This window comes from uncultured Aureimonas sp. (genome assembly GCF_913775355.1).
In the GTDB taxonomy this organism is placed as follows: domain Bacteria; phylum Pseudomonadota; class Alphaproteobacteria; order Rhizobiales; family Rhizobiaceae; genus Aureimonas.
The window spans coordinates 1-15,625 of sequence record NZ_CAJYIU010000058.1; the positions used below are offsets into that span (position 1 = coordinate 1).

Annotated in this window: 13 protein-coding genes and 1 tRNA gene; 10 read left to right on the forward strand and 4 right to left on the reverse strand. The window is 67.9% G+C overall.

The features are described from left to right. The 4 genes from ftsH to QZ753_RS04525 all read left to right on the forward strand — a co-directional run. Nucleotides 1-1,269: ATP-dependent zinc metalloprotease FtsH (gene ftsH / locus QZ753_RS04510; RefSeq protein WP_294641500.1), on the forward strand; the 1,269-nt coding region annotated here is incomplete at its 5' end. Nucleotides 1,270-1,446: 177 nt separating this feature from the next. Next, a complete protein-coding gene (gene glmM, locus QZ753_RS04515) occupies nucleotides 1,447-2,796 on the forward strand; it encodes a phosphoglucosamine mutase (protein ID WP_294641501.1) in 1,350 nt (449 codons plus the stop codon). A gap of 137 nt (nucleotides 2,797-2,933) precedes the next feature. Next, nucleotides 2,934-3,764: an outer membrane protein gene (locus tag QZ753_RS04520; protein ID WP_367171490.1), complete on the forward strand. Its 831-nt coding sequence runs from the start codon at nucleotides 2,934-2,936 to the stop codon at nucleotides 3,762-3,764. 210 nt (nucleotides 3,765-3,974) lie between these two features. After that, complete coding sequence (locus QZ753_RS04525; RefSeq protein ID WP_294641503.1) at nucleotides 3,975-4,763, forward strand: outer membrane beta-barrel protein; 789 nt, start codon at nucleotides 3,975-3,977, stop codon at nucleotides 4,761-4,763. A gap of 12 nt (nucleotides 4,764-4,775) precedes the next feature. On the opposite strand, the gene QZ753_RS04530 is transcribed toward QZ753_RS04525, so the two are convergent. After that, nucleotides 4,776-5,294 carry a hypothetical protein gene (locus QZ753_RS04530; RefSeq protein ID WP_294641504.1) on the reverse strand — a complete coding sequence of 173 codons (519 nt, stop codon included), beginning with the start codon at nucleotides 5,292-5,294 and terminating at the stop codon, nucleotides 4,776-4,778. Between the two features lie 189 nt (nucleotides 5,295-5,483). Between QZ753_RS04530 and QZ753_RS04535 the strand changes: the two genes are divergently transcribed. Together QZ753_RS04535 and serA are read left to right on the forward strand one after the other, a co-directional pair. Next, a complete protein-coding gene (locus tag QZ753_RS04535) occupies nucleotides 5,484-6,650 on the forward strand; it encodes a phosphoserine transaminase (protein WP_294641505.1) in 1,167 nt (388 codons plus the stop codon). A gap of 105 nt (nucleotides 6,651-6,755) precedes the next feature. Then, nucleotides 6,756-8,348, forward strand: a complete 1,593-nt coding sequence (gene serA / locus QZ753_RS04540; protein ID WP_294641506.1) for a phosphoglycerate dehydrogenase — start codon at nucleotides 6,756-6,758, stop codon at nucleotides 8,346-8,348. A 59-nt stretch (nucleotides 8,349-8,407) separates the two neighbouring features. Here the strand turns inward: serA and QZ753_RS04545 are convergent, their stop codons facing one another. After that, entirely contained in the window at nucleotides 8,408-9,316 is a 909-nt protein-coding gene (locus tag QZ753_RS04545; RefSeq protein ID WP_294641507.1) for a DMT family transporter, read from the reverse strand. Nucleotides 9,317-9,525: 209 nt separating this feature from the next. On the opposite strand from QZ753_RS04545, the gene QZ753_RS04550 reads away from it, so the two are divergent. Together QZ753_RS04550 and QZ753_RS04555 are read left to right on the forward strand one after the other, a co-directional pair. After that, a complete protein-coding gene (locus QZ753_RS04550; RefSeq protein WP_294641508.1) occupies nucleotides 9,526-10,818 on the forward strand; it encodes an adenylosuccinate synthase in 1,293 nt (430 codons plus the stop codon). Nucleotides 10,819-11,621: 803 nt separating this feature from the next. Further along, nucleotides 11,622-12,866, forward strand: coding sequence for a hypothetical protein (locus QZ753_RS04555; protein WP_294641509.1), 1,245 nt, complete (start codon nucleotides 11,622-11,624; stop codon nucleotides 12,864-12,866). An 80-nt stretch (nucleotides 12,867-12,946) separates the two neighbouring features. Here the strand turns inward: QZ753_RS04555 and rpoH are convergent, their stop codons facing one another. Further along, nucleotides 12,947-13,858, reverse strand: a complete 912-nt coding sequence (gene rpoH / locus QZ753_RS04560) for an RNA polymerase sigma factor RpoH (RefSeq protein WP_294641510.1) — start codon at nucleotides 13,856-13,858, stop codon at nucleotides 12,947-12,949. Between the two features lie 196 nt (nucleotides 13,859-14,054). Next, nucleotides 14,055-15,083, reverse strand: coding sequence for an RluA family pseudouridine synthase (locus QZ753_RS04565; protein WP_294641511.1), 1,029 nt, complete (start codon nucleotides 15,081-15,083; stop codon nucleotides 14,055-14,057). Between the two features lie 27 nt (nucleotides 15,084-15,110). Here QZ753_RS04565 and QZ753_RS04570 point away from each other — a divergent pair, with 27 nt between their 5' ends. Both QZ753_RS04570 and QZ753_RS04575 read left to right on the forward strand, forming a co-directional pair. Beyond that, nucleotides 15,111-15,482 (forward strand): fimbrial protein, encoded by a 372-nt coding sequence (locus QZ753_RS04570; RefSeq protein ID WP_294641512.1) that lies wholly within the window; start codon nucleotides 15,111-15,113, stop codon nucleotides 15,480-15,482. A gap of 58 nt (nucleotides 15,483-15,540) precedes the next feature. Then, nucleotides 15,541-15,615 (forward strand) — tRNA-Glu (locus QZ753_RS04575). Nucleotides 15,616-15,625: the final 10 nt, after the last annotated feature.

Consider the following 15,625-nt stretch of genomic DNA (forward strand, 5'->3'; position numbering starts at 1 on the left):
GGCTCGGACTTCGTCGAGATGTTCGTCGGCGTCGGCGCATCCCGCGTGCGCGACATGTTCGAGCAGGCCAAGAAGAATGCGCCCTGCATCATCTTCATCGACGAGATCGACGCCGTCGGCCGTCATCGCGGCGCCGGCCTCGGCGGTGGCAACGACGAGCGCGAGCAGACGCTGAACCAGCTCCTCGTCGAGATGGACGGCTTCGAGGCGAACGAGGGCATCATCCTCATTGCCGCGACCAACCGCCCCGACGTCCTCGATCCCGCGCTCCTGCGTCCCGGCCGCTTCGACCGTCAGGTCATGGTGCCGAACCCGGATGTCGGCGGCCGCGAGAAGATCCTGAAGGTCCACGTGCGCAACGTGCCGCTGGCCCCGAACGTCGACCTGCGCACCATCGCGCGCGGCACGCCGGGTTTCTCGGGCGCCGATCTCGCCAACCTCGTCAACGAGGCGGCGCTGATGGCGGCCCGTCGCTCCAAGCGCCTCGTCACGATGCTCGAGTTCGAGGACGCCAAGGACAAGGTCATGATGGGCGCCGAGCGCCGCTCGATGGCCATGACCGAGGAAGAGAAGAAGCTGACCGCCTACCACGAGGCCGGCCACGCCCTTGTCGGCCTCTATGTTCCGCACAACGATCCGCTGCACAAGGTGACGATCATCCCGCGCGGCCGCGCGCTCGGCGTCACCATGAACCTGCCGGAGCGTGATCGCTACGGCATGCGCAAGATCGAGATGGAAGCGCGTCTGGCGATGATCTTCGGCGGCCGCGCCGCCGAGGAACTGATCTACGGCCTCGACAACGTGACGACCGGCGCCTCCAACGACATCCAACAGGCCACCAACATGGCCCGCGCGATGGTCATGGAATACGGCATGAGCGACAAGCTCGGGCGCCTGCGCTACCGCCAGAACCAGGAAGAGGTTTTCCTCGGCCACTCGGTCTCGCAGCAGCAGAACATGTCGGAGGAGACGGCCAAGCTGATCGACTCTGAGGTCCGCGGCATCGTCGAGGTCGCCGAGAACCGCGCGCGTCAGGTGCTGCGCGATCACCTCGACGACCTGCACACGATCGCCAACGGCCTGCTCGAGTTCGAGACGCTGTCGGGCGACGAGGTCCGCGATCTCCTCGCCGGCAAGACGCTCGCCCGCGACATGGGCGACGACACACCGCCCTCGCGCGGCTCGGCCGTGCCCAAGGCCGGCTCGATCAAGCCGTCCGGCCCGCGCGACGACAAGGAAGGCGGGCTGGAGCCTCAGCCGACCGCCTGAGCGGCCGTGGCGTGACCAACCGAAGGCGGGCTTTCGAGCCCGCCTTTTTCATTGGTGGCGGGCGACGGGGCGAGGGCGGAGCGCCGTCTCCTCGCGGCGCTGACATTCTTTTTTACTTTTGGCGTCATGCTCGTGCGCCTAAAGCCTCAAGCGGATTGCCAGCGGAGACGAGACGCCATGACCAAATCCTATTTCGGGACGGACGGGATCCGCGGCCTCGCCAACCGGCATCCGATGACGCCCGAGATCGCGATGAAGGTCGGCATGGCGGCGGGCCTTGCGTTCAAGCGCGGGAACTACCGCCACCGCGTCGTGATCGGCAAGGACACGCGCCTGTCGGGCTACATGCTGGAGCCGGCCCTCTGCGCCGGCTTCACGGCGGTCGGCGTCGATGTCCTGATGCTCGGCCCGATGCCGACGCCCGCCGTCGCCATGCTGACGCGCTCGATGCGCGCCGACATCGGCGTGATGATCTCCGCCTCGCACAATCCTTTCGAGGACAACGGCATCAAGCTCTTCGGCCCCGACGGCTACAAGCTGTCGGACGAGCTGGAGGGCGAGATCAACCGGCTGATCGACGAGGACCTGACCTCGCGCCTCTCGGTTGGCGCCCATCTCGGACGCGCCAAGCGCTACGACGACGGCGGCCGCGACCGCTATGTCGAGTTCGCCAAGCGCACATTGCCGCGCGACCTGTCGCTCGACGGCGTGCGCGTCGCCATCGACTGCGCCAACGGCGCGGCCTATCGCGTCGCGCCCGACGTCCTGTGGGAGCTCGGCGCCGAGGTCGTCAAGATCGGCGTCGATCCGAACGGCACCAACATCAATCTCAACTGCGGATCGACGAGCCCTGCCGCCCTCAAGGCGAAGGTGCGCGAGGTGCGCGCCGACATTGGCATCGCCCTCGACGGCGATGCGGACCGGGTGCTGATCGTCGACGAGCACGGCGAGGTCGTGGACGGTGACCAGATCATGGCCGTCATCGGCGAGGCGTGGGCGCAGGACGGCCGGCTCGCCGCCGGCGGCATCGTCGCGACGATCATGTCGAACCTCGGCCTCGAGCGCTATCTCAACGACCGGCAGATCCAGCTCGCCCGCACCAAGGTCGGCGACCGCTACGTGGTCGAGCACATGCGCGAGCACGGCTACAATGTCGGCGGCGAGCAGTCCGGCCACATCGTCCTGTCGGACTTCGGCACCACCGGCGACGGCCTCGTCTCGGCGCTGCAGGTGCTGGCGGTGGTGCGCGCGGCCGGCGGCACCGTGTCGGAGGTCTGCCGCAAGTTCACGCCGGTGCCGCAGGTCCTGAAGAACGTGCGCTTCGCCGGTGGCGCTCCGCTCGAGAAGGAGCGCGTCCAGACGGCGATCAACGCCGGGCGTGACCGGCTCGGGGAGGGCGGGCGGCTCGTCATCCGCCCGTCCGGTACGGAGCCCCTGATCCGCGTCATGGCGGAAGGTGACGACCCGCAGCTCGTCAACGAAGTGGTGGACGACATCATCGGCGCGCTGAAGCGGGAAGCCGCCTGAGTGCGGTCGTTCCCCATCCAAGATCACGTGCCGGTCAGGTTCCGGCACGGTAAACGCTCTATTAATCATTAATCTTTAGATTTGCGATCATTGCGGAACCCAAGCCGCGACTGTCGTGAAATCTGGAGACAATGATGATGCTACGGCTTGCGCTTGGCCTTCTGGCCTCTGCCGCTATTCTTCCCACTCTCGCCCAGGCGGCCGATATCATCGAGCCGGTTCCGGTGGTCGAGGAGATCCCGTTCAGCGGCTGGTACATCCGCGGTGACGTCGGCTACAACTTTAAGTCCGAAACCGAAGGCAAGTGGGCCTTCTACAACATCTTCCCGGGCGTCGAGGGCATCGACGACCACTACCGCTACGACGACCTGCGCCTGTCGGACGCGGCGACCTTCGGCGTCGGCGCCGGCTACCGCTTCACCGACACGTTCCGCATGGACGCGACGGTCGACTACTTCCGCTCCGACGTGAACGGCAAGACCAAGTGCCCGCTGATGATCATCACCGATCCGGCGCACGGCCTCGGGCCCTTCGAGGAGTGCAACTACAACGACCGCTCGAAGGCCGACGTCTGGACGATCATGGCGAACGCCTATGTCGACCTGCCGAGCTTCGGCGTCGTCACGCCCTACCTTGGCGCCGGCGTCGGCACGGCCTACGTCAAGTACGACGACGTGAAGTCGAACGAAGTCTGCCCGCCCTGCAGCCCGAGCTACACGCCCTATTCCGGCACCCATGAGGGTCTGGACGACTGGCGCTTTGCGACCGCGCTCATGGCCGGCGCCAGCGTCGACCTGACGAGCCAGCTCGCTCTCGACATCGGCTACCGCTTCACCAAGGTCTGGGAAGGCGACGCCTGGTCGTTCGACAACGCCGACAAGCAGTACGGCGCGACGGGCGTCCAGACGCGCGACGACGGCTTCGACATCCACACGGTCCGCGCCGGTCTTCGCTACAGCTTCTTCTGAGCCAAGGCGCCATCGACACGACGAAAAGGGCTGCCCTCACGGGCGGCCCTTTTCGCGTTCGGGGCAGGTGGGGACCGGGCGAAAGGTTCGGCAAAGGTTAAGCGACATGGTTAACCGGGGATTAACGCATTGGCGGCGATGGTGCGGTCGGAAGCTCCGGGGCGCGCGCCGCCGAGAGGTTTCGCGGCCCTCCCAGCAGAAAGCCTCGCCATGTTCGTCGCCCGTCATCTCCTTGCCGCAAGCCTCCTGACGCTCGCGAGCTCCGCGTTTGCGGCCGACATCGACATTCTTGCGGCGCCGGAAATCGCCATTCCCGTCGCCGAAACCGGCCTCTATCTGCGCGCCGACGCCACCTACGGGTTCGACACGACCTTCGGCGGCACCCAGTTCCTCGTCGGCCCGGGCGGCACGGCGACGAACCGCATGTCCGACTGGCGCCTCGACGACGGCTTCGGTGTCGGCGGCGGTGTCGGCTACAAGGCGAACGACTGGCTGCGCTTCGACGCGACGCTGGACTACTGGAAGCAGGATGTTTCGGGCGGCAACGGCGCCGGCTGGTTCTGCGGCTTCGACGCGTCCTGTGCTTCGCGCGAGCGGGGAGAGATCGAGGCGGTCGAGATCATCGGCAACGCCTATGTCGATCTCGGCACGGTGGCGGGCTTCACCCCTTACGTCGGTGCCGGCCTCGGCGCGGTGCATGTCGACTACGGCGACGTAGCGGGCGCCGCGTTCTGCACCGGAGCGGGGGTCTGTCCGGCGGGCGGATCGTCGGCGGTCTACGACGGGGCGGCGTCCTGGCGCTTCGCCTACGCCGTGTCGGCCGGCGTCTCCTACGATGTCACGGACAGCCTCTCGATCGACACCGGCTATCGCTATCTCAACGTCTGGGACGGCGACGCCTACCGCTTCGACACCGCGTCCGGCGCCCGTCTTGTGGCCGAGGACGAGGGCTTCGACCGGCACACGATCCGCGCCGGTCTTCGCTTCAAGCTCTGGTAGGACGCGGCGCGATCAGCCGCGGTTGTCGCGCGCGGCCTGGGGCTCGCGCACGAACTGGGAGACGCGTCCCGCTTCCATGGGGCTGCCGATGCGCCGGGCCCTCCCGCTTTCCAACGGCGTCATGCCGTCGCGCGCGGTGCGACCGGCGCCGGGCCGGCGTGCGCTTCGCCACGCGTCGGCACGCTTGAGCTTGAGGGCTCGGCGGGCATTGGCCTGCAGGGCATCCGACGCTCGCTCGTGCTCGCGGCGCGTGCGCTCCTTGTTCACGCGAGCCAAGGCTGCGGCCAGCAGCCCGGCCTTCTGGCGCATGCCGGAATTTTTAGGCTCCGCGGGTCCCTGACCTCGCCGCGCGGCGCCCCGTCGGCGATTCGCGATCGCCTGTGCCCGGTCGCGTCGTTCGCGCAGACGCCGGGTAAGGGTGTCGAGAACGGCCTCTTCCAGTTCGCGGATGGCCGGGTGATGTGTCTTCGCGACGAGATCGAGTTCGTCCTTGTCCAGAACCCGACGCTCCAGGCTTCTTCCGGCCGCCATGGTGATCCTCCGTTCCGTCTTTCGATGGGACAAAAATCGGTTCGGAAGGGCTCGCGTTTCATAGAATAGGCGTGAGCTTCGCGTGAACGTCGCCCGATTGTCACTTGACCGTCGGCCGGGACGGGCATATCCGCAGACTTGGGACACGCCTCCCCAACGAGGCGCTTCTATCTGTAAGGATAGCTTTTGATGGCGACTATCGCACCGCCGGCCGCTCGTCCGGCCAATCCCCGCTTTTCCTCTGGTCCTTGTGCCAAGCGTCCCGGCTGGACGCTGGATGCGCTGAGCGACGCGCCGCTCGGCCGCTCGCACCGCGCCAAGATCGGCAAGACCAAGCTCGCCCAGGCGATCGACGACACCCGCGCCGTGCTCGGCGTTCCCGACGACTATCGCATCGGTATCGTGCCGGCGTCCGACACCGGCGCGGTCGAGATGGCGATGTGGTCGCTGCTCGGCGCGCGCCCGGTCGACATGGTCGCCTGGGAGAGCTTCGGCTCCGGCTGGGTGACGGATGCGGTCAAGCAGCTGAAGCTTGCGGACGCGCGCGTCCTCGAAGCCCCTTACGGCGAGATCGTGGATTTCGCCGAGATCGATTTCGACCACGACGTGGTGTTCACCTGGAACGGCACGACCTCGGGCGTGCGCGTGCCGAACGGCGATGCGATCCCTGCGAGCCGCCAGGGCCTGACGATCTGCGACGCCACTTCGGCGGCCTTCGCGCAGGACCTGCCTTACGACAAGCTCGATGTGGTCACCTTCTCCTGGCAGAAGGTGCTGGGCGGGGAGGGCGCGCACGGCGTCCTGATCCTCAGCCCCCGCGCCGTCGAGCGTCTCACCACCTACAAGCCGGCCTGGCCGCTGCCGAAGATCTTCCGCCTCACCTCGGGCGGCAAGCTGATCGAGGGCATCTTCAAGGGCGAGACGATCAACACGCCGTCGATGCTCTGCGTCGAGGACTATCTCGATGCGCTCCAGTGGGCGAAATCGATCGGCGGTCTCGAGGCTCTGAAGGCGCGCGCCGACAAGAATCTCGGCGTGATCGACCGGTTCGTGGCCACCAACGACTGGATCGGCTTCCTCGCGAAGACCCCCGAGATCCGCTCCAACACCTCGGTCTGCCTGCAGTTCACGGCGCCCGAGATCACCGGCCTTTCCAAGGACGAGCAGGACGCCTTCGCCAAGGGCGTCGCCTCGAAGCTGGAGAAGGAGGGCGTCGCCCTCGACATCGGTGCCTATCGCGACGCCCCTCCAGGCCTTCGCATCTGGGCCGGCGCGACGGTCGAGGCGTCCGACCTCGAGGCCCTGATGCCCTGGATCGCCTACGCCTACGAGGCGCAGCGCGCGACGCTGGCTTGAAGCCCTGACCTGACGGCATGACCCGCCCCGATACGAGGGGCGGGCTCCTTCGTTCATCCCCGTTTCCAGGCATCGCTCGATGCCGAAAGCTGCAGGAGAAGCCTGATGGCTCCGCGCGTTCTCGTTTCCGACAAGCTGTCCCCGACCGCCGTCCAGATCTTCAAGGACAAGGGCGTCGAGGTCGACTACCTCCCCGACCTCGGCAAGGACAAGGACAAGCTCCTCGAGGTGATCGGCCAGTATGACGGCCTTGCCATCCGCTCCGCCACCAAGGTGACGGAAAAGGTGATCGACGCCGCGCCGAACCTTCGCGTCATCGGCCGCGCCGGCATCGGCGTCGACAATGTCGACATCCCGGCCGCCTCGCGGAAGGGCATCATCGTGATGAACACGCCCTTCGGCAACTCGATCACGACGGCCGAGCATGCCATCGCGATGATGTTTGCGGTGGCCCGCCAGATGCCCGCCGCCGACGCCTCGACGCAGGCCGGCAAGTGGGAGAAGAACCGCTTCATGGGTGTCGAGATCACCGGCAAGGTGCTCGGCGTCGTCGGCTGCGGGAACATCGGCTCGATCGTGGCAAGCCGCGGCGTCGGCCTGAAGATGAAGGTGATCGGCTTCGACCCGTTCCTCTCGGAGGAGCGCGCGGCCCAGCTCGGCATCGAGAAGGTGGAGCTCGAGGACCTCTTCAAGCGCGCCGACTTCATTACGCTTCACACCCCGCTCACCGACAAGACCCGCAACATCATCGACGCCAAGGCGATCGCCACGATGAAGAAGGGCGTGCGCATCATCAACTGCGCGCGCGGCGGTCTGATCGTCGAGAAGGACCTCGCAGAGGCCATTAAGTCCGGCCACGTGGCGGGCGCGGGCATCGACGTGTTCGAGGTGGAGCCGGCGACCGACAGCCCGCTCTTCGGCCTCGACAACGTGGTCTGCACCCCTCATCTCGGTGCCTCCACGACGGAAGCGCAGGAGAACGTCGCGCTGCAGGTCGCCGAGCAGATGGCCGACTATCTTGTGAAGGGCGCGGTCTCGAACGCCTTGAACATGCCCTCGATCACCGCCGAAGAGGCGCCGATCCTGACCCCTTACGTGAAGCTCGCCGAAATCCTCGGCTCCTTCGCGGGCCAGCTGACGGAAGAGCCGATCGACGCGGTCGAGATCCTTTACGACGGCGCGCCGGGCACGATGAACACGCGCGCCCTGTCGGCGGCCGCGATCGCCGGCCTCCTGAAGGCGCAGGTGCAGACGGTGAACATGGTCTCGGCGCCGCTGATGGCCAAGGAGCGCGGCATCGCCGTCTCCGAGGTGCGCCGCGACAAGACCGGCGTCTTCGACGGCTACATCATGGTCACCGTGAAGACCAAGAAGCAGACGCGCTCGGTGGCAGGTACGACCTTCTCGGACGGCAAACCGCGCTTCATCCAGATCAAGGGCATCAACATGGAGGCCGACGTCGGCCGCTACATGCTCTACACGGCCAACCAGGACGTGCCGGGCGTCATCGGCCAGATCGGCACCGCCTTCGGCAAGGCCGGGATCAACATCGCCAACTTCCACCTCGGCCGCGACGAGCAGGGCGGCAGCGCGATCGCGATCATCTATCTCGACGAGCCGCTGAGCGAGGAATTCCTCGACGAACTGCGCGGCCTCAACGCGATCGGCCAGGCGAAGATGCTGACCTTCGACGTCTGATCGGCCGAAAGGCCATCGGATCTGCGGGAGGGCGGAGCGGGAAACCGCTCCGCCCTTTCTCATTCCGCCGCGGGCTGCGCGGCGCGCTTGCCACGCTCGGCCAGCGCGATGCCGCCGAGAACGAGCGACAGCGCCACTAGATGATAGGCGTGGAACGGCTCGGCGAGGATCAACACCGCAAGGATCGCGCCGAAGACCGGCACGGTGTTGACGAAGATGTTCGCCCGGTTGGCGCCGATCATCTCGACGCCCTTGATGTAGAGCGCCTGGCTGAGGATCGACGGGAAGACGATCGTGAAGGCGAGGATCAGGAGGCCCTGCGCATCCGGTGCGAAGGTCAGCCCCGCCGCGACCTCCCAGACGAGCAGCGGCACCGCTCCGAGCGCGCCGCCGAGGCTGAGGAGGAAGATCGAGCTCAGCCAATGGACGCGCGGCTTGCGCGACAGGAGGATCGTGTAGACGCCGAAGATCGTCGTCGAGGCGAGGATCATCGCGTCGCCGATGTTGAGGTCGAGCACGAGGATCGTCTCGGGATGCCCGTGCGAGGCGACGAGGAGGACGCCGACCAGCGTCAGCGCGAAGCCGACGACCTGCAGAACCGACACGCGGATGTGGAAGAACAGGAACATGCCGACGAAGACGACCAGCGGCATCGCGGCCTGGATGATCATCGCGTTGATCGCGCTCGTATAACCCATCGCGACATAGAACAGCGCGTTGAACGAGGTGAAGCCGAGAAGGCCGAGGCCGACGAAATAGAGCCAGTGGCGCCGGATGGTCGGCCCGTCGCTTCTCAGATGCGGACGCGCGAAGGGGAAGAGGAGGATCAGCGCCCCGACCCAGCGCAGGAGCGTCAGGCTCATCGGCGAGATATGGCCGACGGACAGCTTCCCCGCCACCGCGTTGGCGCCCCAGATGAACGCGGTGAGAAGGAGGAGAACGGCGGGGTGGGCGAGTCGCTTCAGCATGCTGGAGCTTTCGCGGATCGCCGCGTCACAGGCAATCGTTCGCATGGCTTAATTCTCGGTTCGATCGTGTGAAAAAGGCGGCTCGCGACCTCGCGCTGCCGCAAAGCCTTGACTATAGTCCGCCGCGTTTGCGCCGGCGGACCCCCGACGGGTCTTTCGCGCGCCCGAAGATCAGCATCGTGAGGGCGGGACGCCTTCGAGGAGACTGCATGGCTAACGTCGTCGTCGTCGGTTCCCAGTGGGGAGACGAAGGGAAGGGCAAGATCGTCGACTGGCTCTCGGAGCGGGCCGACGTCGTCGTGCGATTCCAGGGCGGCCACAATGCCGGGCACACGCTGGTCGTCTCCGGCGTCTCCTACAAGCTCTCGCTCATGCCGTCGGGCGTGGTGCGGAAGGGCAAGCTCTCGGTGATCGGCAACGGCGTCGTCTTCGACCCGCACCACTTCGTCACCGAGAAGAAGCGCCTCGAGGGCCAGGGCGTCGCGATCTCGCCGGACACCCTGCGCATCGCTGACAACGCATCGCTGATCCTGTCGCTGCACCGTGAGCTCGACGCCGCGCGCGAGGCGGCCGCGGCCGGCACCAAGATCGGCACCACGGGCCGCGGCATCGGCCCGGCCTACGAGGACAAGGTCGGCCGCCGCGCGATCCGCGTGATGGACCTCGCCGAGCCGGAAGCGCTCCCTGAGCGCATCGAGCGCCTGCTCGCCCACCACAACCCGCTTCGGCGCGGCCTCGGCCAGCCGGAGGTCGAGGCTTCGGCGATCCTCGAGGAACTGACCTCGGTGGCCGCCGAGATCACCCCTTACATCGACCGGGTCTGGCGCCTTCTCGACGAACGCCGCAAGGCGGGCGACCGCATCCTCTTCGAGGGCGCCCAGGGGACGCTTCTCGACATCGACCACGGCACCTATCCGTTCGTCACCTCCTCCAACACGGTGGCGGGGCAGGCGGCGGCGGGCTCCGGCCTCGGGCCGTCCAGCCTCGGCTTCGTGCTCGGCATCACGAAGGCCTACACGACGCGCGTCGGGGAGGGGCCGTTCCCGACCGAGCAGGACAACGAGGTCGGCGAGTTTCTCGGCACCAAGGGCCACGAGTTCGGCACGGTCACCGGCCGCAAGCGCCGCTGCGGCTGGTTCGACGCGGTGCTGGTGCGACAGGCGGTCGCGATCAACGGCATCCACGGGCTGGCGCTGACCAAGCTCGACGTCCTCGACGGGATGGACGAGATCCGCATCTGCACGGCCTACGAGCTGGACGGCGAGCGGATCGACTATTTCCCCGCGAGTCTCGCCGCCCAGAAGCGCGTGAAGCCGGTCTACGAGACGTTCGAGGGCTGGAAGGGCACGACGGCCGGCGCGCGGTCCTGGGGCGACCTTCCGGCGCAGGCGGTCAAGTACGTGCGCCAGATCGAGGAACTCGTGGGCGCGCCGGTGACGCTACTGTCCACCTCGCCGGAGCGTGACGACACGATCCTTGTCCGCGATCCGTTTCAAGATTAATGAAACCTTGATAAAAGGTTTCTAGGTTCGTTCGAGCTTTCGGCTGCGCCGCGCGGCCCCCGCTTTCTCGAAGGCGGGGTTCGTCCACAACCGGGAGGGGAGGCGATCCGCCTTCCTTCCATCGGCCCCTCCCGTCGCGATTCCCTGGCAGGCGGGATCGACCGGCGCGGCGGAGCCGGACGGGTGCTGGATCGCCGCGAGGCTCGGTCCGTTCCCGGTACCGACCTCGAGTGAGTGCAGCGCTTCATGGCGAATCTGACCGCCGTCCTCCGCAAGACCATCGACGGCTTGCCGAATGCCACGCCGCAGTTGCGGGCCAAGGTCTACGAGAAGGCACGGGCCGCCATCACGCGGCAGATCCAGTCCGCCGACCCGCCGCTGGCCGCCGAGGTCGCGGAGCAGCGCTATCGCGTGCTGGAAGACGCGATCGCCGAGTCGGAGGCCTACTACCAGAGCGTCGAGGGCACCGCTGCGCCGGTCGAAGCGCCCGTCGCTCCGCCTCCGGTCGCAACGCCAGCCCCAGAGCCTGTCCCGCCCGAGCCGGTGCCTGCCGCTCCCGAGCCCGCTCCGTCCTACGCAGCGCCGGAGCCGGAGCGTGCTCCCCCGCGCGCGCCGGTCCCGGCGTTTCCGCGCGCCACACCGACCATGCGGCCGGGAGACGCCGCGCCCGTCGCGCCGTCGCGCCCCGCGCCGTCCGCGCCTCCCGCCTATAGCCCGCCTGCCGCTGCCGAGCCTCGCCCGGCGGAGCGCCCGGCGCCGGCCTTCGAGCGCCCGCACGCATCGCGCCGCCACCGGCGCCGCCGATGCGCGAGCGGCGCGCGAAGGACCAGACGTCTGACAGGCCAGAGCCGCGGTCCGCCGCGCGCGGCGGCCTCCGGCCCGCGAGCCCCGTTCCCGCTCCGTCGGCGACGCCCTCGCCGGGCGCGATGCTGTCGGGCATTCCCGAGGCGGATCTCGGTGCCCCGCGCTATGCGCCGCGCCGCGCCGCCAGCCGAACCCGCTCGCCGCTCTTCACCGGTGTCGCCGTGGTGGCGCTGGTCGGGCTCGGCGCCCTTGGCTATCTCTATCTCGACGATATCCGCTCCGTCGTTCTCGGCACACCGCAGACGGCATCGGTTCCGGCCGGGACCGCGCCCGGCCAGACGACCGACAGCGGCGAGGCTTCGGCCCCCGAGGCCGGAACGACGCCCGAGACCGCCGCGCCGCCGAGCGGCACCGTAACCGACGTCGCCCCGGCGACGCCGACGACGACGCCGCCCGCGCCGGGCGGCCGACAGTTCACCCAGCGCCTCCTGCCGGACGGGAGCGAGGTGGACGAGGGACCGGGCACCAACGCGCCGAACGCCTTCGAGGAGGGGACCAACGTCGCCGCCGCGACGATCGCGCCGTCGCCGGCCACGGAGACGACGCCGGCTCCGACGCCCGCCGTACCCGAGCCGAGCGCGACGCCCGCGCCCCAGGCACCCGCTTCGACGCCGCAGGTGGCGGCCGGTACCGTGCCGGTCGGCCAGCGCGCGGTGTTCTACGAGGAGCGGTCGGCCAATCGCGAGGGCACGCAGCAGACCGGCAACGTCGTCTGGAGTCTCGACAACGAGCCCCCGGCCGAGGGTCGGCCGGCCGAGCCGGTGATCCGGGCGGTGGTCGACGTGCCGGACACGAACCTCAAGATGACGATGACCATCCGCCGAAACGCCGACACGACGCTGCCCGCGAGCCACGTGATCGAGATCCTCTTCGACACGCCGGCCAATTTCCCCGGCGGCCAGATCGAGAACGTGCAGCGGCTGGCGCTGAAGCCGACGGAGCAGGCGCGCGGCGAGCCGCTGATCGGCGTCGCCGGCAAGATTTCCGACGGGTTCTTCATCATCGCCCTGAACGACCTGCCGCAGGCGATCCAAAGCAATCTCGCGCTCCTGCGCAGCCAGGAGTGGATCGACATTCCGATCGCCTACACGTCCGGCCAGCGGGCGCTGATGTCGATCGAGAAAGGCATTCCCGGTGAGCGCGTGTTCCGCGAGGCGATCGACGCCTGGAACAGCCGGACCTAACGGCCGCGCGGTCGAAGCCAAAAGAAAGGGCCGGTCTCGCGGGAGACCGGCCCTTTTTCATAACTCGGTAGTCCGCCGCGTCAGGCGTGGGCGTCCTCGACGACCCGCAGCGAGCGGCGAGCGGCTTCCGCCGTATCCTGCACCGCCTTCTGCACCTTCTCGAAGGCGCGCACCTCGATCTGGCGCACACGCTCGCGGCTGATGTCGAACTCGCCCGACAGAGCCTCCAGCGTCAGCGGGTCCTCGGCAAGGCGCCGCGCCTCGAAGATGCGACGCTCGCGATCGTTCAGGACGTCCATCGCCCGTTGCAGCATGCCGCGGCGCTGCTCGAGTTCGTCCTGCTCGACCAGGATATCCTCCTGGTTCTCGGACTGATCGACCAGCCAGTCCTGCCACTCGCCCGACTCGCCTTCCGTCGCGCGGATCGGCGCGTTCAGCGAGGCGTCGCCCGACAGGCGGCGGTTCATCGAAACGACCTCCTCCTCGGACACGCCGAGCGAGGTCGCGATCTGCTGGACCTGATCGGGGCGCAGGTCGCCCTCGTCGAGCGCCTGGATGCGGCTCTTCATCTTGCGCAGGTTGAAGAACAAGCGCTTCTGGTTGGCCGTCGTGCCCATCTTCACGAGGCTCCACGACCGCAGGATGTATTCCTGGATCGAGGCCTTGATCCACCACATCGCGTAGGTGGCCAGACGGAAGCCGCGGTCGGCGTCGAAGCGCTTGACCGCCTGCATCAGGCCGACATTGCCCTCGGACACGACCTCGCCGATCGGCAGCCCGTAGCCGCGATAGCCCATCGCGATCTTCGCCACGAGGCGCAGATGGCTGGTCACGAGCTTGTGGGCCGCGCCGCGATCGTCGTGTTCGGCATAGCGCTTGGCCAGCATGTATTCTTCGTTCGGCTCCAGCATCGGAAAACGCCGGATCTCGTCGAGGTAGCGGCTGAGGCCGCCTTCGCCGGATGCGATGCTGGGAAGATTGGCTCTCGCCATATGGAACCCTCCTTCTGCCTGGATCGCTCGATGCCGAGCCGATCGGCTGCGGGGTACCCTCAAGGCGCACCCCGCCGAGCTTCGATATGGTGGCTCTATGCCCCGATTACACGGCCGGAGGAGGGCGAACGAAGGTTACATTTCGTTCACTCGGTAGAGACGCCGGATCGCAGCGCCCGCCGTCATCGCAGGCCTGTCAGCCGTCCAAACGGCCCAGCGCTTCGAGAAGTTCCTGCAGGTCGGCCGGCGGATCGGTCTCGAACTCCATCGATTCCCCCGTCACCGGATGCTCGAACACGAGGCGGAAGGCGTGGAGGGCCTGACGGGGAAAGGCGGCGACGACCTCACCGACTTCCCCGAGCTTCTTCGCCTTGGTGCGGAAATGCGCGCCGTAGACCTCGTCGCCGATCAGCGGATGGCCGATATGGCTCATATGGACGCGGATCTGATGGGTGCGGCCCGTCTCGAGGACGCAGGCGATCAGCGAGGCGTTGGCGCCCTCCGTGCCGAAGCGCTCCAGGACCTCGAAATGGGTGACCGCATGGCGCGCGTCCGGCCGGCCCTCGGGCACGACCTGGCGCTTGGTGCGGTCGGAGTTGGAGCGCCCGAGTGCGGCCTCGACGGTCCCGACGGGGCGCGACGGCATGCCCCAGACCACGGCCTGGTAGGCGCGTTCCATCCGACCATCCTGCCCGTGGGCGGCGAACTGCTTGGCCAGCGAGCGGTGTGCGGTGTCGGACTTGGCGACGACCATGACGCCGCTCGTGTCCTTGTCGAGCCGGTGCACGATGCCGGGACGCTTCACGCCGCCGATGCCAGACAGCGTGTCGCCGCAGTGGAAGAGGAGGGCGTTGACCAGCGTGCCCGTCCAGTTGCCCGGCCCCGGATGCACCACGAGCCCTGCCGGCTTGTCGAGGACGACGAGGTGGTCGTCCTCATAAAGGATGTCGAGCGGGATGTCCTCGGGCGTCGGTTCCGGGGCGGCCGCCTCCGGCATGTCGAGTTGCACCGTCTCGCCCGCCACGACCTTGCGCTTCGGGATGGTCACGGTTTCGTCGTCGATGCGGACCTGTCCGTCCTCGATCAGGGACTGGAGGCGCGAGCGCGACAGCTCGCCGCCGAGCGCTGCGGCCAGGAACTGATCGAGCCGACGCCCCGCGTCGGCGTCACCCACCACGAACGCGCTTGCGTCGGTTTCGTCTCCCCCTGTACCAACGATCGACATCTGACACTCCAGCGGCGCGGGAAGAACGTGACGGGAAACAATGAAACGGCCGGCGCGCCGAATGATCCGGCCTTCGAGAAGGTGCGGCGCAAGATGGTCCGCCTGCTCGCGATCTCGATCGCCGTCCTGTTCGTCGGGCTTATCGCGGTTCTGAGCGCCGTTGTCTATCGCACCAAGGACGGCGAGGGCGCGCAGCGCGCCGCCGGCACGCTGCCGCCTGTGGCGATCGGCGCGGGCGCGCGCGTCGTCGCGACCGCTCTCAACGGCGACAATGCGCTTTTGACCGTGGAAGCCGCCGACGGCACGCAGTCGCTCGTCCTCATCGACCTCGGCTCCGGCACGCTCGCGGCGCGCTACCCGCTGTCGGCCGTCAAGCCTCCCGCGCAAACCGCGCGGTGAACCGCAGAAAGCGCTTGCCAAGGCGGAACGGGCTGGCTATATCCCCGATCACTGGTTCGCGCCCATCGTCTAGCGGTTAGGACGGCGCCCTCTCACGGCGCAAACAGGGGTTCGATTCCCCTTGGGCGTACCAGTCATCTTCT